Here is a 22,155-nt window from a genome sequence, read left to right as displayed (position 1 = left end):
TTGCTGTGTTATGTTGAATCCTCCGTAAATGATCAGTAAGGAAACGTGGCCATGAAGAATCGATCAGGAATTCTGTTGTTGTGTCTGTGGATGTGCACTTCAGATGTGTGTTTCCGAAGAAGCTAATTCTGAAGCCTCTTAAGAGGCCATACCCCAAGCCATTTGATATGTACCAACCTTTAATATTCAGTGAACAATCTACGGCTGGAATGGCTTTGTGAAGTTACATGATAAGTAGCTATATGGAGTGACCGCCCAGCACTTGCAGGGACCGGCCGTTGAACTCAGCCGGTATTATGTGGGTTCTGAACTGAAGTCATAATTAGAAAGCGTGACTTTTGAACCCATCTTCGCAGGTCATGAAAACATCCTCAGCAAGTAGAATGTGTCTATTAAAACCTCCAACACAGGTCCCCCGGAATCACTCCAGTCTGATTTGTTTATTTCTCCACTTAAATCGGTTGACTCGTTACCAATTATGTTGGCCCGCACCCACCTCAAATGAGGTGATAGAGTGTTAATTTATGCCGCAGTTATGAATTCAAATGAACGGTTAGGTCCAGCCTTTGAGATGTCTTTTGATGAAGACGTCCTGTCCTATGTTTTCTTGAGTAAAGACCTCAATCTGAGGCAACCAATGGGGACCCTGTATTGAATGAAGTGTTTGAGATAATTGGTGTTAACCTGGCCTGTGGAACATTTCCGGAAGGTCATGGTATAGGATATGCCAAGCCCTACACAACCATCAATAACAGCACGTCAGAAACACCGTGAACCAGCGGTCATGAATTGGTGTTATCAGGACTCTGGTGTTTGAGTAATTCCAGGGGCGTTTCAAACCGGTGATGGGCCAACCAATCATCCGGTTCGTCATCCGGGGCCAGATAGCCCCACAAGGCAATGCCGGATTGCATGCCGGCGGCGTGGGCAGCATCGATGTCTGAACGGGCATCACCCAGGTAGAGGGTGCTGCTGTGGTTCAGTGCCATGTGTCCGGCAGCCGTGAGCAATGGTTTGGGGTCGGGTTTGGCCACCCCCACTTCATCGGCACAAATCAGCACTTGTGAACGGGCAAGTTGGGTGGTGTTGGCGACGATGGGCCTGGCCAGCCAGGAGGGTTTATTGGTGACGATGCCCCAAGGGGTGTCGGTCTGATCCAGATGGCTCAACAGCTCAGCCACGCCATTGAATAAATGACTGTGGGTGTTCAGTTGTTGTTGATATATTTCCAGGTATTCCAGGCGCAGTTGTTCGAGTCGCTCAGCTGATGGATCATTAAACACTGATTTCACCAGTGCCACGGCACCTTTGGAAATGTATTGCCGGTACTCGGCAATGTTCAGCTGATGATCGATCCGGTGGTTATCGGCGAGCCTGGCCAGGGCGTGAATCATATCCACGGCGGTGTCCATCAGGGTACCATCCAAATCAAACAAAATGGCATCAAAGGCTTTTTCAGCCATGCTTCTGAGCCGCCAGCAGATAGTTGATGTCCAGATCCAGGCGGTCCAGGCTTGCACTTTGTGTCATGGGGTTGTAACGCATACCACAAAGGTCTTTAACGGTGACTGCATGTGCATCCAACATCCTCACCAACTCGGAGGGCTTAATGAATTGCTCGAAATGGTGGGTGCCTTTGGGGACCAGTTGCAACAGGTGTTCGGCGGCAAAAATCCCCAGCAACATGGCTTTTGGATGGCGGTTGAGGGTTGATAAAAATAACCAGCCGCCTGGTTTCAGTGCTTGCAGGCAGGCACGGATGACGCTGAGTGGATCAGGTACATGTTCCAGCATTTCAAGACAGCAGACCACGTCATATTGTTCACCATTGACCGCGGCGTGTTCTTCGATGGATTGTTGTTGATAATTGATTTCTAATTCTGATTCAAACAGGTGCATTTTGGCAGTCTGTAGTGACGTTTTGGACAAGTCCAGTCCCGTCACATGGCCACCAGCCCGGGCCAGCGCTTCGGACAAGATGCCGCCACCGCAACCGACATCCAGCACATGTTTTTCGGACAGAGCAGTGAACGCCTGAATGTAATTCAATCTGACCGGGTTGATGTGATGCAGGGTTTTGAATGGGCCATCGGTGTCCCACCAAAAGGCGCCCTGTGAATCAAACTGATCAATTTCGTTGGGATAATGGTTGGCATTCATCGGGATTTCACCGCAAAAACGGTATTGTATCACCACCTAAAGTCAGCGGTGTGAAGTCTGACACAAAAAGAATGGTTCACGGGTCTTGTGACTGCCCAGATTAAACCCATATCTGGTATCATCATCATTTTTGAGATTCCACAACCCCCTCGCATGAAATCTGTTGCTGATAAACTGGGTATGTTGCTGTCTGGCTTGTGTGCCATACAATGTGCCTTGCTGCCCATTCTGCTGAGTGTCTCAGCGGTGGTGCCTGGCTGGGCCCACCTGGGACATGGTTGGGTATGGCTGACCGTGATCGGTTGTATCGCATTGTGGTCGTTTACCCGTGGCTGGAAACAGCACCACGACAAAGGTGTGATCGCTTTGTTTGTGCTGGGTTTTTTGAGTTTGCTGGTGGCCACTTTGCTGGAAGACCGGGTCAGTATCCTGACCGAATCGGCCTTGTTCGTGCTGGGTGGATCACTGATGGTGATGGCGCACTGGCGCAATTATCAATTGATGCAGTGCGTGGTGGCAGAAGAAAAAACCGGCGCTTGAACGGATCAGAGTTCTTCGAAATCTTCCTTGGTGACGCCGCAATCAGGGCACATCCAGGTTTCAGGAACGTCTTCCCAGCGGGTACCGGGTTCGATGCCGTCATCAGGCCAGCCATCGGCTTCGTCATAAATGAGGCCACAGACAACACAGATGTATTTTTTGTATTCAGTTTCCATGTGGAACAGGTTTTGCTTGGTTAAGGATGCACACAATATACGGTCAGAGTAAGAAAAATCAACACACAAGTGAGTGAATGATGGAAAACGCATTAGAAATTAAAGATTTGGTGAAAACTTATAAAGATGGTACGCAGGCCCTCAAGGGAGTTGATCTGCAGGTCGAGGCAGGAGAAATCTTTGCCTTGCTCGGTCCCAATGGTGCCGGTAAGTCAACCATGATCGGTATCATTTCATCTTTGGTCAACGCCACTTCAGGTCAAGTGAGCGTGTTTGGCAAGGACCTGGTTAAAGACCGACAGGCGGTCAAAGCCATGATTGGCCTGGTGCCCCAGGAATTCAATTTCAACATGTTTGAAAAACCCATTGATATTGTTGCCAATCAGGCAGGCTACTATGGCATACCCAGATCCGTGGCCATGGAACGCACAGAAAAGTACCTCAAACAGTTACAGTTATGGGAAAAGCGTCATTCAGTTTCCCGTGGTCTTTCGGGCGGGATGAAACGCCGGTTGATGATCGCCAGAGCGATGGTTAATGAACCCAGAATCCTGATTCTCGATGAGCCCACTGCTGGGGTGGATATTGAAATCCGCCGTTCGATGTGGTCGTTCGTGGAAGAAATTGCTGCACAGGGTACCACCATCATCCTCACCACCCATTACCTGGAAGAGGCTGAACAACTGTGTAAAAACATTGCCATCATTGACCATGGTGAAATCGTTCGCAACACCACCATCAAAGAATTGCTGAAGACCCTGGACATTGAAACGTTTATTTTTGACCTGGACAGACATCCTGAGGACGGTTTGCTTAAGGAACTGGGTGCGCAGATTCGTGATGATTGTACGATTGAAATGGATGTGCCGAAATCAAAGAACCTCAACAGTGTCTTTCAGGTGTTTGATGCGGCTGGATACAAGGTCAGTTCAATGCGTAACAAAGCCAACCGTCTGGAAGAGTTGTTTGTCAAAATGATCGAAAACAAAGGAGCGCAATCATGAGTTCAACCACCTGGGTCGGCATCAAAACCCTGATGCGCAAGGAAATCACCCGTATCATCCGTATCTGGTCACAAACCCTGCTGCCACCTGCGATCACCATGACCCTGTATTTCGTGATTTTCGGCAACCTGATCGGTTCCAGAATCGGGCAAATGGGTGGCTTTGATTACATGTCATTCATCGTTCCCGGCCTGGTGATGATGGCGGTCATTACCAGCTCCTATGGCAACATGGTGTCATCGTTTTTTGGTGCTAAATTTGCCAAACATGTAGAGGAATTATTGATTTCACCGATGCCCAATTGGGCCATTCTTGCCGGTTATGTGTCGGGGAGTTTATTCCGTGGGTTGGCGGTGGGTTTGATTGTCACCCTGATCTCTTTGTTTTTTACCGACATTCAAATCCACAATGTGTGGATCATTCTGTCTACAGTGATATTGACCTCGGTGGTGTTTTCACTGGGTGGGTTCATCAACGCTGCATTTGCCAAAAAGTTTGATGACATTGCCATCATTCCGACCTTTGTGCTGACACCACTGACTTATCTGGGTGGGGTGTTTTACTCCATTTCACTGTTACCGGATTTTTGGCAAAAGGTGTCACTGATTAATCCAGTGCTGTACATGGTTAACACCTTCCGTTATGGTTTTCTTGGGGTGTCCGATATCAATGTTGGGGTGGCCTATGGGATCATCATCAGTTTTGTGTTGTTGCTGGGTTTCATCTCCTGGTACATCTTGCACAAAGGCATTGGTCTGCGCACCTGATTATGTGGATCAGTCCGGGGTAATTTGCAGCACATAGTCAGCAAAATGAATCTCCCCGGACTGTTGTCTGTCGGTGATGATTTCCGGCGCGGCGAGCACCGTCTGGTCATCGTTGTCCTGATAGATCAGAACCTTGATCCTGTATTGAGATGAAGGGGTTTTGACCGCTTTGAAAATCAACTTCAAATGATCATCAATTCTCAGTTCGCTGGCAGCACCCGGATCGTTGAGTAAATGCACATCAGCCAATGCCAGATCCCGCTGTTTCAACACCACATTAAGCATCACCTGTTCAGCAGCCACTGGTGTGGCCAGGATGAGACCAAAGACCACTAGAATCAAGAGCAGGCTAAGCACCAAGGGTAATCGCGATGCAGGGGAAGGAACGGTTAGTTGATTGGTGCTGAGCTCAAAAACAGCGGCCAGAGACCTGGCTGATTCCAGTGATGCGTGGCCATGTTTTTCTATGCGTTGAATGGTGCGTTTGCTTAATCCCGCGATTTCAGCCAACTGGTCCTGAGTCCATACTCGTTCCTGCCGCAGGCGTTTCATCAGTTTTTGGTTCAGTTTCATCTCCATCATTGTACTCTGCTTTTTAGTCGTGGTGATGGTATGACAAAACGGTCAGGAAGCGTGACGACAGATGGGTGACACCATCAGCAGCCTTGAAAGTCAGTTCTATGGAAATCAATCAATCCAGGGTCTGGCCTGCTTGATTTCCAGGTGTCCCCTGCTGCCGTCATCAGTGGCGGTTATCTTGAACTCAATGTCCATGGCAAAATCGTCACCTCCCCGGTATATGTTTTTGAAGTGACGTTGTATGCGCTGCATGGCGATCCGTAATTCAGTGACCTCATCATCATTCAACACATTCTGAGTAGGTACCGGCGCTCCGTATACGGTTTCCACGTTGGAACGGCGGATGAATTGTTGAACCCACTGGAATCCAGTTTCTGAAGACACCAGTCTGGCCAATAAAAATTCATCGGGAATGGCCGCGACTTCACCCTGGGAGGTGATGATGGGTTCGGGGTTGGTGACAGAAATCTCACCGTATTGGGCATTGACGTAATACCCTTCCCAATTGCGATCGTAAATGTTTTTGGTCACCGCCACGCCATTAACCTGTTCATCGCCGTAACTGAGGTGGGCAAGTACGCCCATATAGGTTTGGAAATGATCAATCCGGTAAAACCGGCGTTCTTCAAAAGCCCGGGCGGTCCACAGACTGGCCCAGACTTTTTTAACCGATTCAGCGATCAACCCTTCATCGGGGTGATGGGTGTTGGATTCATACAAACCAGCCCCGTTGAAACCGGCCAGGTCTTCATTGTTGGTGCTGGATCGCAGCCGGATGGAGTGGGTGAAATCACCGTCAGGATCCCAGAAATAACGAATGGTTTCAAGTAATTCAGCCATCTCAGCGGGAACTTCCGCTTTGCGGATGGTTTTGCGGAATGCCGATAACCTGGTTGCCCGTTCATTGGGATCATCAGCGAAACCCGGCTCATCCATGATTTGTTGAATCTGTTGGTACAGGCTAAGACCAGCGGGATCATCAGGGTCAGAGCAGAGATCACGGAACGTGCCATTGGGTGTGACACCATCGTCATCCAGGCCCTCACAGCGATTCAACTGCATGAATTCATGATACGTGGCAAAAGGAATGGCATAGCCCTCTGGGTAAGTGCCTGGCTCCAGCACCTTGGCCAGTTCTGCGACATTGGCCGCTTTGGCACCGAAGCGAACCCAGTCATGGTGTCCCAGCGTGTCCAGACGTGCTGGCAGGGTCACACTGAGATCACTCAATGGTGTTTGTATGTTGATTGGTCTGACCGCGTCCAGCCAGGCATCGGCATCAGCCTGACTGGCAGCGGTAATAGAAAAGCCATCCTGAGTGACCTGGTAATGTACCAGCTGGCCAATCAGCGGCGCAATGTTTGGATGACTGGTGGCATTGGCTATATAGGCATTCGGGGTGTTGTTTTGTTTGGCTTTGAGGTTGACATGAGACAACGGTGTTTGTGGGGTATCGGTGATGATGCCAGCCACATGCGAAAGGTCATTGGGAATAAAGGTGAAAATCACCACATCACTGACCGATGGTGCATCATCCCCTTCACCAACAATACGCAGTATGCCATAACCTTCCCCCCCATTCATGGCCGTGAAAGATTGGTTGGCAAACAGGCGTTCACTGTCAATCACCGGTACCAGTCGATCGGCAAACAGTTCAGCATTGTCCTGGTATATGTGTAGCTGGGTATCACTGGCCAGGTGATACACCAATGGTGGGTCAACTGCTGGCAGGTATGCGCTGAGGAGTTGGTGGGCCCGGGTGATCAGTTCGGCTGAAACCGGGTCAGTGGGCCACATGTTTAAGGTGTACAGTCGATCGGTTGTGGTTAATGGGTCTGCCAGGTGGTCATGCGCCATCACGGAACCCACCAGGTGCTGCCGGTCATCCAGAAAATAACTGCTGCTGCTGAACACCCTGAAAGCCTGGTCAAAGCTGAGGCCCGGATACCATTGCAGGACATCATAGGCAAAATCAATATGATAAGGCACGTTTTTGCCGTTGATGAAATACACACTGGGTTGGTTTGTGCTGATGTCTTTAATGAGGAATTTGACTTCGCGAAGATCAAGGGCCCCGGGGATGGAACTGCGCCCTGCCAATTCATCAAAAACCCGGTCATTGGCAATTCTGGTGGCGCCCAGGGTTGGGTCGAGTCCCCACTGGTAAGTGAATTCTATTTGTGCCGGTTCGCGTGCCATTATTTGAATGGTTAACGGACTGTCAGTGATCCCTGACAGGTGGATGAATTCGTTGCCGTGGCTGGTTTCGTCGCCGGCATATCCACTGTAGGTGATGGTCAATCCCTGGTATTGGGTGGATGACAGCGTGGCCTGGTTCAACAATCCATTTTGGCTGTCAACCAAAGCCCTGTCACCGTGGTACAGTTGCAGATCAATGTCATTGAATGAAGTCAGGGCCAGATGCACTTCCGCCTTACCTGCTGGAATTTGGCCCAGCACCTGAGCCACAGAAGCTTGCGCCTGAACAGTGCCTATCAATTGACCTTCACCGTGGTCGTAATCATCACACAAGGGTTGCTCCTGCAGTAAGGCGTTCCACCGGGGATCTTTGTTCGGTGGGTTTGTGACTGGTTCAGCAGCGAATGGTAGGTGGTTGTACTGGCTGATGTACTGTGGCAAACAAAGGGCCTGATCTGCCTGGTCTGCACAATTATCCAGCCATTGTCTGAGGTGGTTTTGACGGCATGAGTTGCCCCAATCTAAGGATTGTGCCTGGGCAGTCAGACAAAGCCAAAACAGCCAGAATCCTGAATTAATGGTGAACGTTTTAAGTCTCAAGGACAGTCTCCCTGTTCATGGTCTTCAATAGATACCGTGCCATTTTAGCACAAACCCGATGTGCTTCTGTTCTGCTTATCGAAGCCCTGTTCAGTGCTCCTTGATGGTGTGGTTGAGAAAAACTGCTAAAAAAAACAGATATTCTCCACGCAGACACTTGAATTAAACACTCACAACCCCACATGACACTTCAACCGGGAAATGGTGGATAAAAAGCCTGCCATAGCCCACAAACCATTATTAGTTCTAATACTTTAAAATTTGAGGAGTTCGATACATGAATATTCGTCCTTTACATGACCGCGTGATTGTTAAGCGCGTGGAAGAGGAAACCACCTCTCCAGGTGGCATTGTATTGCCGGGATCAGCCACAGAAAAACCACAACGTGGTGAAGTGGTTGCCGTGGGCAATGGTCGCATCATGGACAACGGTGACGTGCGTGCTTTGGATGTCAAAGCCGGCGATCAGGTGCTGTTTGGTAAATACTCAGGCAGCGAAGTTAAGGTTGATGGCGAAGAATACCTCGTCATGAAAGAAGAAGACATCATCGGAATCATAGGATAAGACAATGAGTGCAAAAGAAGTCAGATTTTCAGAAGACGCCCGCGCCAAAATGGCCCGCGGTGTGAATGTATTGGCCAATGCCGTTAAAGTCACTTTGGGCCCCAAAGGCCGTAACGTGGTATTGGAAAAAAGTTTTGGTGCACCAACCGTAACCAAAGACGGTGTGTCGGTGGCCAAAGAGATCGAGCTGGAAGACAAGTTTGAAAACATGGGCGCACAAATGGTTAAAGAGGTTGCCTCACAAACCAACGATGTGGCCGGTGACGGTACCACCACTGCAACCATTCTGGCGCAGGCATTTGTCCGCGAAGGGCTGAAAGCTGTGGCAGCTGGCCGCAACCCAATGGATCTCAAACGTGGTATTGATCAGGCAGTTACCGTGGCTGTTGAGGCCATCAAAGCTCAGGCTACGCCATGTTCAGACTCCAAAGCCATTGCTCAGGTGGGCACCATTTCTGCCAACTCAGATACTTCAGTTGGCGAGATCATTGCTGAAGCCATGGACAAAGTGGGTAAAGAAGGCGTGATCACTGTTGAGGAAGGCTCAGGCCTGCAAAATGAACTGGATGTGGTTGAAGGCATGCAGTTTGACCGTGGTTACCTGTCACCATATTTTGTGACCAACCAGGAAACCATGTCTGCTGATCTGGATGATGCATTCATTTTGTTGCACGACAAGAAAATCTCTAACATCCGCGACCTGCTCCCAGTACTGGAAGCCGTCGCTAAAACCGGTAAAAAACTGTTCATCATTGCTGAAGACATCGAAGGTGAAGCGCTGGCCACTCTGGTGGTTAACAACATGCGTGGTACGGTTAAAGTCTGCGCCGTCAAAGCCCCGGGTTTTGGGGACCGCAGAAAAGCCATGCTGGAAGACATCGCTGTGTTGACCGGTGGTACCGTGATTTCTGAAGAAGTGGGCTTGCAGTTGGACAAAGCCACTTTGGATGACCTGGGTTCAGCCAAACGCATTCAGGTGAACAAAGACAACACCACCATCATCGACGGTGCTGGTGAAGTGGCAGAAATCGAAGGTCGCGTGAATCAAATCCGTGCACAAATCGAAGATGCCACCAGTGACTATGACCGTGAAAAACTGCAGGAACGTGTGGCCAAACTGGCCGGCGGTGTGGCAGTGATCAAAGTGGGTGCAGCCACTGAAGTTGAAATGAAAGAGAAAAAAGCCCGGGTTGAAGATGCTTTGCACTCAACCAGAGCCGCCGTTGAAGAAGGTGTGGTTCCAGGTGGTGGTGTGGCATTGATCCGTGCCCAGGCTGAAGTCAAAGGCCTGAAAGGTGCCAATGAAGATCAGAACGTGGGTATTGCCATTGCCGTGACTTCCATGGAAGAGCCATTGCGTCAAATCGTTAAGAACTGCGGTGAAGAAGATTCAGTGGTGGTTAACGAAGTGAAGAAAGGCAAAGGCAATTACGGTTACAACGCTGGTACCGGTGAGTACGTAGACATGATTGAGTCTGGTGTACTGGACCCTGCCAAAGTAACCCGCAGTGCCCTGCAACATGCCGCTTCTGTGGCTGGTCTGATGATCACCACCGAATGTATGGTTGCTGAACTTCCTAAAGATGACGCTCCTGCCATGCCTGATATGGGTGGTATGGGTGGCATGGGTGGTATGGGCGGCATGATGTAAATCATCCCCATTCTTCCTTTTATGCAGACAAAGGCCCTGTTTTTTTCAGGGCCTTTGTCGTTTTGTGATGGTGCTCACAAAAATGCTTCTGATTATCATTAAACTTAAAGTCAAGTTAGAGATCAGGCTCACACACACCCTTTTCCCCCTTTCTTGATCTCTAAGCCTAAAAAGACCGTCCCCCCCGACGGTCTTTTGCTTTCCGGATCAAAAAACATCGGCCTGGACTTGCAACCTTCCTGACCTGCCCCCACAATCTACGCCATGAATCATCAAGCTCATATTCACATTGATGCCAGTGGACTGTTGTGTCCCATGCCTTTGCTCAGGTTGAAGCAGGCAGTGGCAGGTGCCAAGCCGGGTGACGTGATATCCATCACGGTCACTGATGAACATGCGGAACTGGATTTTGCCACCTGGTGCGAGCGTTTCGGACATGCTTTAACCAAAACGGAGGATGATGGTGCAGTGATGGTCTTCTGCGTCACGGTTGTGACGCGGTCAGAAACACCCGACCCCAACAAAGGAGTCAGGTGATGCGGTTGGTGTTCAGAACCTGAGTACGGCTTTGATTCTGTGATGTACGTCTTCGATGCTGCCTTTGCCAAGGATTTCGGTGACGATGTTTTGGGCTTTGTAAAAATCAGCCACAGGTGCGGTTTGCTGGCGATAAACCTCCAGGCGATTGCGAACCACCTCTTCGGTGTCATCGGTACGACCCTCAATTTCTGCTCGTTTGGCTATGCGGGCCACCACTTCGTCAGGATCCACTTCAATCAGCAAAGCATGATCCAGTGACATGTTCAGTTCACTGAGCAGGACTTCCAGCATTTCTGCCTGCGCCACATTGCGGGGAAAGCCATCAAGGATGAAACCATTGTCGGCATCAGCCTGAGTTACCCGGTCTTTCAGCATACCCAATACGATGTCATCGGAAACCAGATCGCCTTTGTCCATGACTTCTTTGGCGGCCAGTCCCAGCGGGGTTTTGGCAGCGATGGCACCGCGCAGCAGGTCACCGGTTGAGATGTGAGGAATGTTCAGTTGTTCTACAATCAGTTTGGCCTGGGTTCCTTTGCCACTGCCAGGAGCGCCTAATAATACTATTCTCATAAATGTCTCTAATCAAACAAAGGTTGATGATCCCGGATTGAGGTGTTTTCATTTCTGCATATTGCCATCACCAGGTCATGCAATGGACACCATTTTCAGTTAAAATTTCCGGCTGAATTGATGTGAAACCCTCATTTGGGGTCGTTGTGCTAAAAAACGTGCTACAGTACACGCACAGAACGTTTTAGTCAATACGTACCCGCTAATAACCAGCCAGGATTGAACTTATGTCTAAGAAAAACGCACTCTACTGCCAGTCAGGCGGGGTCACAGCTGTGATCAATGCCACCGCTTGCGGGGTGATCGAAGCGGCCAGGAAAAACCCGGAAGTGGGCACTGTTTTTGGTGCCAAAAATGGCATCATTGGGGTGCTCAGAGAACACCTTGTTGATACCGCACAGCACAGTGATGCTGAAATTGCGGCATTGCGGCATACACCGGGAGGTGCTTTCGGTTCCTGCCGTTACAAATTGAAAGACATGGAAACCCAGCGCGCTGAATACGAGCGCCTGATCGAAGTTTTCAAGGCCCACAACATAGGCTATTTTCTCTACAATGGCGGTGGAGACTCATCAGACACGGCATTCAAAGTGTCCCAGATGGCCAAAGCAAAGGGTCTGGATGTGACTTGTATAGGCGTTCCTAAAACCATTGACAATGACTTACCGGTGACTGACACCTGCCCAGGTTTTGGCACCACTGCCAAATACATTGCCACCTCGGTTATGGAAGCCAGTCTGGACGTTGAATCCATGGCAGAAAGCTCCACCAAAGTATTCATTATGGAAGTGATGGGCCGGCATGCCGGCTGGATCGCTGCTGCAGGAGGTTTGGCTGGCCAAACCCATGATGAGCCGCCACAAATTATATTGTTTCCTGAAATCCCCTTTGACCAGCAGGCATTTTTGCAACGGGTGAAGTGGTCGGTGGAAAACCATGGCTATTGTTCTGTGGTGGTCTCTGAAGGTGTGCGTAATCAGGATGGTAGATTTCTGGCAGATGCCGGAACCACAGATGCCTTTGGCCATGCCCAACTGGGTGGTGTGGCCTCGGTGATTGCCAGCATGGTGAGAGATGAGCTGGGTTATAAATATCACTATGCGATCAGTGATTACCTGCAACGCTCGGCCAGGCATCTGGCTTCCGCAACAGACCTTGAACAAGCCTATGCCGTTGGTGTCAAAGCTCTGGAGCTGGCTGTTGAAGGTCGCAATTCAGTGATGCCGGTGATCAAACGTTTGCAGGATGACCCATACCAATGGGAAATTGCCGTTGCCGAATTGAAAGACTTGGCCAATGTCGAAAAAATGCTGCCCAGGGATTACATCACCGAGGACGGTTTCGGTATCACCGAGGCCTGCCGGCGTTATTTGCAACCCTTGATTCAGGGTGAAGCCTACCCGCCATACAAGGCCAATGGCTTACCTGATTATGTGCGGTTGTCACAACAGCTGACTCCGCAAAAACTGCCTGCTTTCAACATCTGAATCATGACAGAGCAGGATTCAGACATCACCATCGCGGTCATTGGCCTGGGCTACGTGGGACTGCCCCTGGCAGTGGCTTTTGCCCGACACCATGCCGTGATCGGCTTTGATATTGATGAAACCCGGGTGGTTGAATTAAGTCAGGGGCAGGACCGCACACGCGAAGTCAGTTCTGAGTCACTGCTATCAGCAGAGCGCTTGCGGTTTGTCAGCCAGGCTGATGAACTGAGTGGTGCCAATCATTACATCATCACTGTACCCACACCGGTGGATGACAACAACACCCCGGATCTGACGCCATTGATTGCGGCCTCCAAAACAGTGGGTGCACTGATGAAAGCCGGTGACACCGTGATTTATGAGTCCACGGTTTATCCTGGTGCCACAGAAGGGGTTTGTGCGGCTGAATTATCAGCCATCAGTGGTCTGCAACTGGGTAAAGATTTTTATCTGGCTTACTCACCGGAACGCATCAATCCCGGCGACCCGATCAATACGTTATCAAGCATCACCAAAGTGGTGGCTGGATCCGATCAAACAACCGCTGATCGGGTGAATCGACTGTATCAGAAAATCATCTCTGCGGGCACTTACCTGGCGCCTTCCATCAGAGTGGCAGAAGCGGCCAAAGCGATTGAAAACACTCAGCGTGACATCAATATTGCTTTCATGAATGAATTGTCCATGATGTTTCATGAAATGGACATCGATGTGCTTGAGGTGATTGAGACCGCCGCCACTAAATGGAACTTCCTTAAATTCACCCCAGGGTTGGTCGGTGGGCACTGCATTGGTGTGGATCCGTATTACCTGATTCATAAATCGCAGGAAAAAGGTTACTTCCCCCAGTTGATCACCACCGCACGAAGGATCAATGAAAACATGAGCGCTTATGTGTGTGAACGGATCCTGAAGCTTATGGCACTCAAACAGAAGCATGTGGTCAATGCCCGGATTTTGGTGATGGGCCTGACATTCAAGGAAAACTGTCCGGATCTGCGCAATACCCGGGTTATTGAAATCATTCAGCAAATGAATCGTTACCATGCACGGACCGAAGTATATGATCCCTGGGTCAGCAAGGAAGATGTTGCTGGACTTGACCTGAACTTCACCACTGAACCAGTTGATGGAACATATGATCTGGTGGTGGTGGCGGTGCCACATCGTCAGTTTTCAACGGACAATCCGCGCCGTTACCTCAAGCCCGGTGGTATCCTGTTTGACCTGAAGGGTTTGTTGCCCGACGAATGGGTTGACGAACGCCTCTGAATCAATCGGTCATGACTCCTGCGGTTCGAAAAATCATCCATTTGGACATGGATTGTTTTTATGCTGCCATTGAAGCCCGTGATTTCCCCCATTTAAAAGGTCAGCCCATTGCGGTGGGTGGACAGCCCGATAAACGTGGTGTTGTGGCCACTTGTTCATATGAAGCCCGGGCTTTTGGAGTTCATTCAGCCATGCCCATGGCACAAGCGGTGAAGAAATGCCCTGGATTGATCATACAACCAGTACGCATGGCGGTTTATCAGCAGGAATCCAAAGGCATACAAAACATTTTTCGTGAGTTTACTTCAGTGATTCAACCACTGAGCCTGGATGAGGCCTTTCTTGATGTCACCGGCTCAGAATTGTTTCAGGGCAGCGCCACATTGATAGCCCGGGAAATCAGAAAACGGATTTATGCCGCTCATGAACTCACTGCTTCGGCTGGAGTGGCACCGAATAAGTTTCTGGCCAAAATTGCCAGTGACTGGAACAAGCCCAATGGACAATTTGTGATCACGCCCTCACAGGTGGCCGCCTTCATGGTGGATTTACCGGTGAAAAAAATTTATGGGGTAGGCAAAGTAACCGCCGCCAAAATGCATGACATGGGCATTCACTCTTGTGGTGATTTACAGGCGTTCAGTCAGGCAGAGCTGATGCAGCGATTCGGGGTTTTTGGTAGAAGCTTATTTGACTTGTGTCGCGGCATGGATGAGCGTCCAGTGCGGACCCATTCGCAACGAAAGTCAATCAGTGTGGAAGACACGTTCCTGCATGATCTGCCAAACCTGACTGTTTGTCAGGCTGAAGTCAGCAGATTGTTTGCAGTGTTGGTCAAGCGACATGAACGTGCACAACGCAAACAGCAAAACGACATCAAGGCTTTGTATGTCAAAGTCAGGTTTCAGAATTTTGAAACCACCACGGCACAAAAAATCCATCCGGAAATCAGTCTCAGGGTATTCCATCAACTGATCAAAACAGCATGGCAGCGTCAGGGCAGACCTGTGCGCTTGCTGGGTCTGGGCATTCAATACCAAAAACCCAGTGCTCAACAACAGATTGATTTACAGTTTTCATAAAAAAAGGCCGCATCCAGCGACCTTTTTTATTTGACAGTCAGTGGTTTCAGGCAACCATCTGGGTTTTCAGTTTTTTCAAAGCCACTGCTTCCAACTGTCGGATGCGCTCAGCGGACACGCCGTATTTACCAGCCAATTCCTGTAAGGTGGCTTTCTTGTCAACCAGCCAGCGACTTTGGATGATGTCCAGTGATCGCTCGTCCAGCTTATCCAGCCCTTTGAACAAGGCATTGTGGTTTTTGCTGGCTTCGGTTTCTTTGATCATGTTCGCCTCAGGAGTTGGCCCTGAGTGCGTGAGCCAGGCCTGTGGAGAATAATTGCTGTCTTCGTCGTCATCCACCGGAAGATCAAAAGACACATCCTGGCCGTGTAGACGGGATTCCATTTCAACCACCACTTCAGGGCTGACATCGAGGTCTTTGGCGACCCGATTGACTTCATCCTGGGTGAACCAGCCAAGGCGTTTTTTGTTCTTTCTGAGGTTGAAAAACAACTTGCGATGGGCTTTGGTGGTAGCGACTTTAAGGATGCGCCAGTTTTTCAGGATGTATTCATGAATTTCTGCGCGGATCCAGTGCACAGCAAAAGACACCAGACGCACTTTGTGGTCTGAGTCGAATCGTTTGATGGCTTTCATCAGGCCAATGTTGCCTTCTTGTATGAGGTCACCCACAGGCAGTCCGTAACCTGAGTAGCCTTTGGCCACATAGACCACAAATCTGAGGTGTGACATGACCAGCGCATGGGCTGCGTCCAGGTCGTTGTGATCGCGTACCCGATCGGCCAAAGAACGTTCTTCTTCAACAGACAGGACGGGGATTTGGTTAACGGTGTTGATGTAAGACTCCAGAGAGCCAGTCAACGAAGGTACTGGTAAGTTTTTTATGGTTTGTTCAGTCATTAATTAGCTCCAATCTGACACGGCTCAAAAGCCCGTGTGATTCAGGATATAAAGATGCTCCATTTGACCATGAAAGCATCCAAAAGTTCCGTCCTCAAATGAGCAACGGGAGCGTGATTATAGCATGCAGGCCAGCAGTGTCAAATGGGCCATTGGTTGGGTTTAAGCCATAAAATGTCCATTACTCGCATGATAATATACCTGCCTGCCTGTCAGAATTATGTGAATGAGCCACTGTTGACCAGGCAGCCGCTTTCAGGGCAGTCGTTTCAGGTCACAAAAGCAATGTGCCATGGTCAGTACCTGGCCGGGTTGCTGAGCGAGTAACATATTCAATTCAGCCTGGTAAGGCTGTAAAAGCTGATGGACATTGATCAGGCCCGGTGAGGTACTGAAATCGATGTAATCAGCGGCTTTTGCCATGAAGTCAACCAGCAATTGTTCGGTCAGCGTCAGTTGTTCTTCTACCCATACCACGCTGTGATTGTCGTTCAGCCCGGCACGCTCAACGGCATCGTTGATGGCATCCTGTATGCCGCCCAGGTGATCCACCAGTCCCAGGTCATGAGCTTGTTTGGCGGTCCACACACGGCCCCGGGCAATGCGGTCAACCATTTCCACAGATAGCCCCCTGGCGGCAGCCACTGAAGAGATGAATTGTTCATAACCATATTCGATGTTGCTTTGAATCAACTCAGCAAACTCAGGGTCGAGTTCTTTATCCGGACTGAATGCCCCCACCCACTTAGTAGTCCCAATGCCGTCGGTGTGTATTCCAAGTTTTTTGAACAGTTCGGGATAGGTCATCAGTAAACCATAAATACCAATGGATCCGGTGATGGTGGCCTGGTCGGCATAAATGGCATCAGCCGTCATTGAAATCCAGTAGCCACCTGAAGCAGCCACATTGCCCATTGAGACAACCACGGGCTTGCCGGCCACTTTCAGGGCATCGACTTCCCGCCTGATCTGTTCTGATGGGTATACCCCACCACCGGGGCTGTTGACCCGCAATACCACGGCTTTGACCGAACGGTCCAGGCGGGCTTGTTGTAACAATGCGCTGGTTGATGCACCGCCGATGGTTCCCGGGTGTTGTTCACCACCCATGATGGTACCCTCTGCCACCACCACAGCGATTCGGTTTTGTGCATCCAGCATCGAATCATCGGCGGTCTGCAGATAGTCTTCAAAGGCAATACCCCTGAAAAGGTTGTTGTCATCGTCAAATGAGCTGACTTCGGCAATGCGTTTGTGCATGAATGATTTCTTCATGATGCGGTCAACCAGTCCGTTGTCCAGCGCCATGTCAGCCACTGAGCCGTTTTTTTCAATCAGCTTTTGCGCCTGTTGATCAACAATCTCCTGCAGTGTTTCAACTGACAGTTCACGCCGGTTGGCAATGCCATTTAAATAAGTTTCCCACAGGTCATTCATGAAATGTAAGCCCGCCTCTTTGGCTTCCTGAGACATGTCATTGCGGACATAAGGCTCGGCGGCTGATTTATATTCACCCACCTTGAACAGGTGGACATCTACACCCAGTTTATCCAAGCCCTCTTTGAAGTAGTTACGATACGAGCCAAAGCCCTGGAGAAAAATAAAACCCTGGGGATCCATCAACACTTCATCTGCAAGGCTGGCCAGGTAATATTGACCCTGTGATAAGTTGGTGGCCATGGCAATCACCGGCTTGTTGCTGGATGCACGAAAGTCATCGACGGCGCGTTCAATTTCCCGGAGGTTGGCCATGCCGGCTCCCCACATGTAATCGGGATTGATCACCAGTGCAGAAATTTGTTCATCGGTGGCAGCCATTTTGATGGCTTTCAGTATATCCCGCAGACGGGTTTCCGGTATGTCACGTCCCTGGATATTGTCTATCGCCTGAGAGCGGGGGTCACCTGAATACTGGTCTACGATAAACCCCTTGGGTGCAATCACCAGGGCGGTGTTATCTTTCAGGGTGACTCGTGTTCCACCAATAAAAAACCACAGAATGAGCATGAAGACCAACAACAACAAAAAGTGACGCGTGAAATTGGCGATCAGCACAAAAGGCCGGGTGAAGAGTTGAAAAAAACTTTTGATGGGTGAGTTGTGTTGTTCAGTCATGATGATGTCATTGTAGGGTCAGTCAGTCAGGCGGGCATGTTGCTAAAGTCATGAATTCCCCGCGGCCCGGCAGATTCACTTGCGCCGGCAAATCCAAAGGCTCATAATTATAGGCCGATTTAACCGGAAGCACATCATGAAACTGCCTAAATTCTTACTGACCCTGTCGTTATTATTAAGTTCAATATGGGGGGGCGCGGTCACCCCTTCAAGCCATAAAAACCAACAGGCTTCCTGGGAGGACCACACCACCCTCCGGCAAAACACCCCGTTTTCTGGTATCAGTTGGCGCAATGTGGGGCCGGTGGTTCAGGGTGGCCGGGCAGTGGATGTCATCAGGCCGGCTGATCAGCCTCATGTGATTTATGTCGGCTATGCTTCAGGTGGGGTATGGAAAAGTGAAAACAATGGCAATACATTCCGGCCGGTCACTGACCAGCTGCCCAGCCAGATTGTGGGTTCTCTGGCAATTGACCCCAATCACTCAAACGTGTTGTGGCTGGGTACCGGTGAAAACAACTCATCACGTTCATCATATGGTGGAATGGGGGTGTTCAAATCAACCGATGGCGGTGAGACCTGGCAACACATGGGGTTGGGTGACACCGACCGCATTGGACGGATTGTGGTTGATCCGAATAATTCAGACCGTGTATATGTGGCGGCATTGGGTAAGCTTTATTCCACAGGTGGAGCGCGGGGCCTGTATCGCAGTAATGATGGTGGTCAAAATTGGGAAACCCTGATTGAGGGCGAAGATTGGACTGGTTTCATAGATGTGGTGCCTGCGGCCAACGGTCATTGGTATGCCGCTTCCTGGGAGCGTTCACGTTCAGCATGGAATTTTGTTGAAGGTGGCCGGGGCAGCGCCGTGTACCGCAGCACGGATGACGGAGACAGTTGGCACCGGCTGACCAATGGTTTGCCTCAAGACCAATACACCGGCCGCATTGGCCTGACAGTTTCAGCCAGTGCACCTGACGTATTGTATGTGTCGATTGACAACCAAACCCCTTTGCCAGAAGCAGAGTGGGACCTGGGCGATCAGGCGGTCACAGCCAAACGATTGAAAAACATGGACAAAGACACTTTCCTAAAACAAAACATCAAGGCCGTTGAGGCGTTTTTGCGGGGCAACAACTTTCCGCCGGAGATGAAAGCAGAACAGGTGATTGAACAGGTGCAAAATGATGAGATGACCCCGCAGTCATTGATTGATGAACTGGCAGATGGCAATGACAACCTCTTCAATGTAGACATCAGGTCGCTGGAAATTTACCGTTCAGATGATGGCGGCGAGCGTTTTTACCGGACCCATGAAGAAGACATCCAACAGGTGGTTTTTTCTTACGGCTATTATTTTGGTCAAGTGAAAGCAGACCCGCAGGATGCCAACATTGTTTATGCCACGGGTGTCCCATTCATCAAATCCACCGATGGCGGCAAAACATGGGCTTCTGCCTGGGATTCAACCGTTCATGCTGATATTCAGGCGGTATGGATCAACCCTCAACACAGTAATCACATCATGGTTGGGAATGACGGTGGAGTTGATGAAAGTTTTGATGGTGGACAAACCTGGCGCAAAATTGACGCACAGCCGGTTGGACAGTTTTATACCATAGCCGTCGATATGGAACAGCCTTACAACATTTATGGTGGTTTGCAGGATAACGGTACCCTCAAAGGGTCCAGCCGTAACCTGTGGCATAACAACCGATACCAGGGTGAAGACTGGGAACAGATTTTTGGTGGTGATGGCATGCATGTCAACATTGATGACGATGACAAACTGACTTACGTTGGGTTTCAGTTTGGCAACTCCTTCCGTCTGAGTTCAGCAGCGCCCAAACGCATCACACCGCCCAATTATGTGGGTGATGAATCATTGCGCAAAAACTGGAACACCCCCGTAATGATGTCAACGCATAACAAAGACATCCTGTATTATGCCGGCCATAGGGTCTATCGAAGCATGAACAAGGGCGATGACTGGACTGTCATCAGTGGTGACCTGACGGAGTCGGAGAAACGCGGAGATGTGCCCTTTGCCACTGCCACCAGTTTGTCCGAATCACCGCTTAAATTTGGATTATTGTGGGTGGGTACCGATGATGGCCTGGTCTGGGTAACCACCAATGGTGGAGATGACTGGAAAAAAGTCAGCAAACGCCTGCCCAAAGGTAAATGGGTGAGCCGTGTATTGGCATCACCCCATCAAGCGGATCGCGCCTGGCTGGCTTTGAACAATTACCGCAATGATGATATTCAGCCATATTTGTACAAAACTGAAAACCTGGGTAACAGCTGGCAGGACATGAGTGAGGGCTTGCCGAACGAAACCATCAATGTTGTGAAAGAGGACCCTCAAAACAAAGACATTGTATATGTGGGAACTGACAAAGGAATTTATGTTTCGCTGAACCAGGGTCAGGACTGGCAGATGCTGGGCAATCATTTGCCGACGGTGCCGGTACATGATCTGATTGTTCACCCCCGTGAACAGGAACTGGTGCTGGGAACCCATGGCCGCAGTGTTTTTGTTGCTGATGTGAAGCCCCTGCAGGCCTTAACAGATGATGTTCGGGGCTCTGATTTGCATGTGTTTGCCATTGATAAAATCAAAGCCAGTCGATCCTGGAACAGCAAACCATTCCGCTGGTCTTATACAGATGACAGGCAAGACAGTCTGCCGATCTATTTTTGGTCAGCTCAGGCAGGTCCGGTTAAACTGAGCATCAAAGATGAGCATGGCTCGGATTACCTGACCGTAGCCATCGATGCCAGACGTGGATTGAATCAGTGGCTTTGGAATCACCAGGTGGATGAAGCCCTGGCAATAGCTGCTGAACAAAACGCATTGGCAGCCATGCAGGATGAGTCTGCAGATTCAATCAGCCCGGTGAATCTGGCTGAGGTGCCTTATGCTGAGTCAAAACGCCTGGGTCATCCACCGTTCATCGAACCCGGAACATATCAACTGGTGGTCACTGCCGGGGAGCATGAGCAAAGCACCGGTCTGGTCATCGAATAATGTCCCGCCCACCGTCCAGACCTGGCTGGCTGAGCCAGCCATTTTCCTGGCTGATCTATGGTTTTTTGTGGCTGCTGGCACATTTGCCATACCGGTTGTTGATGTCGTTGGGTGCAGGTCTGGGCTGGTTAATCAGGGTGGTCTTTCGTTTGCGCAGAAAAGTCATCAGCAAAAACCTGCTGGCTTGTTTCCCGGAATTAAGCCAGGCAGAACATAAACAGTTGATCAAACGGAATTACCGGGAAACCGGCATGATGGTCAGCCAGACATTGCGAACATTTTTTAACCGCTCTCCTCAGCCTTTTGATCAACTGCACATTGAAGGTCGGGAACACCTGCAAAAATGCCTTGATCAGGGGCAGGGTGTTTTATTGGTCTCAGGACATTTCACGGCTTTGGACGTGGGTGGTCGGGTGATCAGCGAACAGTTTCCGGTGGCTGGGGTATACCGCCCGCACAAAAATCGAGTGCAGGAGTACGTGGTTCGCAAGTCCCGCCTGAAATACGCCACCCAAATGTTCACCAGGGATGAATTAAAAGGCATTGTGAAACGCCTGAAAGCCGGTGGCATCGTTTGGTATGCGCCTGATCAGGATTACCGGCGCGGTCAGTCAGTGTTTGCCGATTTCTTTGGGGTGCCGGCATCGACCATCACAGCCACCCATCAATTGGCCCGTATCAGTGGTTGTCAGGTGATGTTTTATGGAGTCAGACGCATCCCGGAAAAACCTTATTACCAGCTGTCCCTATCAGCACCATTGGCTGATTTTCCCGGCAAGGATGCGGTATTGGATACCCAAAGAATCAATCAGGGCATAGAAGACATGGTCAGGCAGTCACCAGATCAGTACTTGTGGCTGCACAAACGTTTTAAAAACCGCCCGGATGGGGAAGAAAAGTTTTATTGAGT

At 50.0% G+C, this 22,155-nt stretch carries 19 protein-coding genes; 11 read left to right on the top strand and 8 right to left on the bottom strand.

What is annotated here, in order from left to right; genetic code table 11:
- Positions 1-782: 782 nt before the first annotated feature.
- Both B0475_RS10115 and ubiG read right to left on the bottom strand, forming a co-directional pair.
- A complete protein-coding gene (locus B0475_RS10115; RefSeq protein WP_077411705.1) occupies positions 783-1,463 on the bottom strand; it encodes an HAD family hydrolase in 681 nt (226 codons plus the stop codon).
- Positions 1,456-2,160 carry a bifunctional 2-polyprenyl-6-hydroxyphenol methylase/3-demethylubiquinol 3-O-methyltransferase UbiG gene (gene ubiG / locus B0475_RS10110; RefSeq protein WP_077411824.1) on the bottom strand — a complete coding sequence of 235 codons (705 nt, stop codon included), beginning with the start codon at positions 2,158-2,160 and terminating at the stop codon, positions 1,456-1,458. Before ubiG ends, B0475_RS10115 begins: the two co-directional genes overlap by 8 nt.
- A gap of 153 nt (positions 2,161-2,313) precedes the next feature.
- Here ubiG and B0475_RS10105 point away from each other — a divergent pair, with 153 nt between their 5' ends.
- Positions 2,314-2,700 (top strand): MerC domain-containing protein, encoded by a 387-nt coding sequence (locus B0475_RS10105; protein WP_157892850.1) that lies wholly within the window; start codon positions 2,314-2,316, stop codon positions 2,698-2,700.
- Positions 2,701-2,705: 5 nt separating this feature from the next.
- Here B0475_RS10105 and B0475_RS10100 read toward each other — a convergent pair whose 3' ends face one another.
- Positions 2,706-2,876: a rubredoxin gene (locus B0475_RS10100; protein ID WP_077411823.1), complete on the bottom strand. Its 171-nt coding sequence runs from the start codon at positions 2,874-2,876 to the stop codon at positions 2,706-2,708.
- A gap of 80 nt (positions 2,877-2,956) precedes the next feature.
- Between B0475_RS10100 and B0475_RS10095 the strand changes: the two genes are divergently transcribed.
- Both B0475_RS10095 and B0475_RS10090 read left to right on the top strand, forming a co-directional pair.
- Positions 2,957-3,880, top strand: coding sequence for an ABC transporter ATP-binding protein (locus tag B0475_RS10095; RefSeq protein ID WP_077411702.1), 924 nt, complete (start codon positions 2,957-2,959; stop codon positions 3,878-3,880).
- Positions 3,877-4,647 (top strand): ABC transporter permease, encoded by a 771-nt coding sequence (locus B0475_RS10090; protein WP_077411700.1) that lies wholly within the window; start codon positions 3,877-3,879, stop codon positions 4,645-4,647. Before B0475_RS10095 ends, B0475_RS10090 begins: the two co-directional genes overlap by 4 nt.
- 9 nt (positions 4,648-4,656) lie before the next feature.
- Here the strand turns inward: B0475_RS10090 and B0475_RS10085 are convergent, their stop codons facing one another.
- Complete coding sequence (locus tag B0475_RS10085) at positions 4,657-5,220, bottom strand: helix-turn-helix transcriptional regulator (protein ID WP_077411699.1); 564 nt, start codon at positions 5,218-5,220, stop codon at positions 4,657-4,659.
- Positions 5,221-5,334: 114 nt separating this feature from the next.
- Positions 5,335-8,025, bottom strand: coding sequence for a PEP/pyruvate-binding domain-containing protein (locus B0475_RS10080; protein WP_077411698.1), 2,691 nt, complete (start codon positions 8,023-8,025; stop codon positions 5,335-5,337).
- A gap of 277 nt (positions 8,026-8,302) precedes the next feature.
- Here B0475_RS10080 and groES point away from each other — a divergent pair, with 277 nt between their 5' ends.
- The 3 genes from groES to B0475_RS10065 all read left to right on the top strand — a co-directional run bounded on the left by groES (position 8,303) and on the right by B0475_RS10065 (position 10,778).
- Entirely contained in the window at positions 8,303-8,590 is a 288-nt protein-coding gene (groES, locus tag B0475_RS10075; RefSeq protein ID WP_077411696.1) for a co-chaperone GroES, read from the top strand.
- Positions 8,591-8,594: 4 nt separating this feature from the next.
- Entirely contained in the window at positions 8,595-10,241 is a 1,647-nt protein-coding gene (gene groL / locus B0475_RS10070; RefSeq protein WP_077411694.1) for a chaperonin GroEL, read from the top strand.
- Between the two features lie 264 nt (positions 10,242-10,505).
- A complete protein-coding gene (locus tag B0475_RS10065; protein ID WP_077411692.1) occupies positions 10,506-10,778 on the top strand; it encodes a sulfurtransferase TusA family protein in 273 nt (90 codons plus the stop codon).
- A gap of 12 nt (positions 10,779-10,790) precedes the next feature.
- On the opposite strand, the gene B0475_RS10060 is transcribed toward B0475_RS10065, so the two are convergent.
- Positions 10,791-11,354, bottom strand: coding sequence for an adenylate kinase (locus B0475_RS10060; protein WP_077411691.1), 564 nt, complete (start codon positions 11,352-11,354; stop codon positions 10,791-10,793).
- 227 nt (positions 11,355-11,581) lie between these two features.
- Here B0475_RS10060 and B0475_RS10055 point away from each other — a divergent pair, with 227 nt between their 5' ends.
- From B0475_RS10055 to dinB, 3 genes are read left to right on the top strand one after another with little or no spacing between them, the layout of a single operon-like run.
- Entirely contained in the window at positions 11,582-12,841 is a 1,260-nt protein-coding gene (locus tag B0475_RS10055) for a 6-phosphofructokinase (protein WP_077411690.1), read from the top strand.
- A 3-nt stretch (positions 12,842-12,844) separates the two neighbouring features.
- On the top strand, positions 12,845-14,113 hold the full coding sequence (locus tag B0475_RS10050) for a nucleotide sugar dehydrogenase (RefSeq protein WP_077411689.1): 1,269 nt from the start codon (positions 12,845-12,847) through the stop codon (positions 14,111-14,113).
- 11 nt (positions 14,114-14,124) lie between these two features.
- On the top strand, positions 14,125-15,195 hold the full coding sequence (gene dinB, locus B0475_RS10045) for a DNA polymerase IV (RefSeq protein WP_077411688.1): 1,071 nt from the start codon (positions 14,125-14,127) through the stop codon (positions 15,193-15,195).
- Positions 15,196-15,241: 46 nt separating this feature from the next.
- Here dinB and rpoH read toward each other — a convergent pair whose 3' ends face one another.
- The gene (gene rpoH / locus B0475_RS10040) at positions 15,242-16,096 is read right to left on the bottom strand and encodes an RNA polymerase sigma factor RpoH (protein ID WP_077411686.1); all 855 of its coding nucleotides are present in this window, start codon (positions 16,094-16,096) and stop codon (positions 15,242-15,244) included.
- Positions 16,097-16,351: 255 nt separating this feature from the next.
- Positions 16,352-18,211 carry a signal peptide peptidase SppA gene (sppA, locus tag B0475_RS10035; protein WP_077411685.1) on the bottom strand — a complete coding sequence of 620 codons (1,860 nt, stop codon included), beginning with the start codon at positions 18,209-18,211 and terminating at the stop codon, positions 16,352-16,354.
- 136 nt (positions 18,212-18,347) lie between these two features.
- Here sppA and B0475_RS10030 point away from each other — a divergent pair, with 136 nt between their 5' ends.
- Positions 18,348-21,245: a WD40/YVTN/BNR-like repeat-containing protein gene (locus B0475_RS10030; RefSeq protein ID WP_077411684.1), complete on the top strand. Its 2,898-nt coding sequence runs from the start codon at positions 18,348-18,350 to the stop codon at positions 21,243-21,245.
- Entirely contained in the window at positions 21,245-22,153 is a 909-nt protein-coding gene (gene lpxL, locus B0475_RS10025; RefSeq protein WP_077411683.1) for an LpxL/LpxP family Kdo(2)-lipid IV(A) lauroyl/palmitoleoyl acyltransferase, read from the top strand. The genes B0475_RS10030 and lpxL overlap by 1 nt, the downstream gene beginning before the upstream one ends.
- Positions 22,154-22,155 lie beyond the last annotated feature (2 nt).

Source organism: Marinicella sediminis, from assembly GCF_002000055.1.
Classification (GTDB): domain Bacteria; phylum Pseudomonadota; class Gammaproteobacteria; order Xanthomonadales; family Marinicellaceae; genus Marinicella; species Marinicella sediminis.
The sequence above is the reverse complement of the archived record's forward strand: the minus strand, read 5'-3'. Positions and strand labels throughout refer to the sequence as shown.